At 46.3% G+C, this 901-nt stretch carries 1 protein-coding gene; it reads right to left on the bottom strand.

Annotation, left to right across the window (positions count from 1 at the left end; translation table 11 throughout):
- Positions 1 to 4 precede the first annotated feature (4 nt).
- Positions 5 to 613: an HU family DNA-binding protein gene (locus DW896_RS21330; RefSeq protein ID WP_005825608.1), complete on the bottom strand. Its 609-nt coding sequence runs from the start codon at positions 611 to 613 to the stop codon at positions 5 to 7.
- Positions 614 to 901 lie beyond the last annotated feature (288 nt).

Below are 901 nucleotides of genomic sequence, written 5' to 3'. Positions count from 1 at the left end.
AAGTTCACCCCTTGACATAGACCACTGAACGGCCGGCACCACGCTTGCGAATCACGCCGGAATCGATAAATGTCTGCAAATCCCTCGAAGCCCGGCGGGCGGTGACATGGACAAGGCGGGAATATTCTGCACGAGTAATACAGACATTAGCTTCCAGAAAGTCCATCATGCTTTTTTCACGGGCAACCATGTCGCCCATTGCTTTCGGTTTATCCGGGAAAAAGCGTTTATCCGCACGTTCCAACTCCATCTTACCTGCCACATAACGTTTGAATTCGATGCCGGGACGGAATTTCACCGTGGACATCTTGACCGACTCCGCACGTACTTCTTTCTTATTCATCACCGGATGGGTACACTTCAGCGTGGTGCTGAAGAAGCCAAGTCCCTCTATCTCCACCGTATAGCCCTTTGCCAGCCAGTCTCCAAGCGTAGTGGTGATGGCTTGCACAATACCCACAACCATGGCGTGGGGCATATGTTCTTCACGAAAAACCCGTTCCATGAACTCTTTACCAGAAATGGTTCCCTTGGAACAGACACGGGCATGCAGCGACTTCGGTTCCTCGCCTTCGGGGACAGGCGTTTCATAAAGGTCATAATAAGCACTCATAAAATAATTTAAATTAATGGTTTATAGAGAATTGAGGGAAACTTGCAGCAAACTTGGGGAAGAAATGTTCTCGAAATCGGCAGAAGCTGGCAGTAAAGGTACTAATTATTTTTCTTGCCACAAGGATTTTACTTTCTTTCCACTGCCGTATTCTTTTCTTTCCACAGCTGTGGAAAGAAAAGAATACGGCAGTGGAAAGATTAGCATTTAGGATAGAAAAGGATAACTCCCAATGAGTCTGTGTCTTTTCCTGATTTAGCTAGACGCTTTTTCTTTTTATAACCGATA

Origin of the sequence: Bacteroides sp. AM41-16, from assembly GCF_003603495.1 — a bacterium.
GTDB lineage: Bacteria > Bacteroidota > Bacteroidia > Bacteroidales > Bacteroidaceae > Bacteroides > Bacteroides uniformis.
This window is presented reverse-complemented; position numbering and strand designations above follow the sequence as displayed.

Bases quoted from the DNA above. Each gene is read 5' to 3' on its own strand.
- DW896_RS21330 (WP_005825608.1), bottom strand. From the start codon at position 613: ATGAGTGCTTATTATGACCTTTATGAAACGCCTGTCCCCGAAGGCGAG.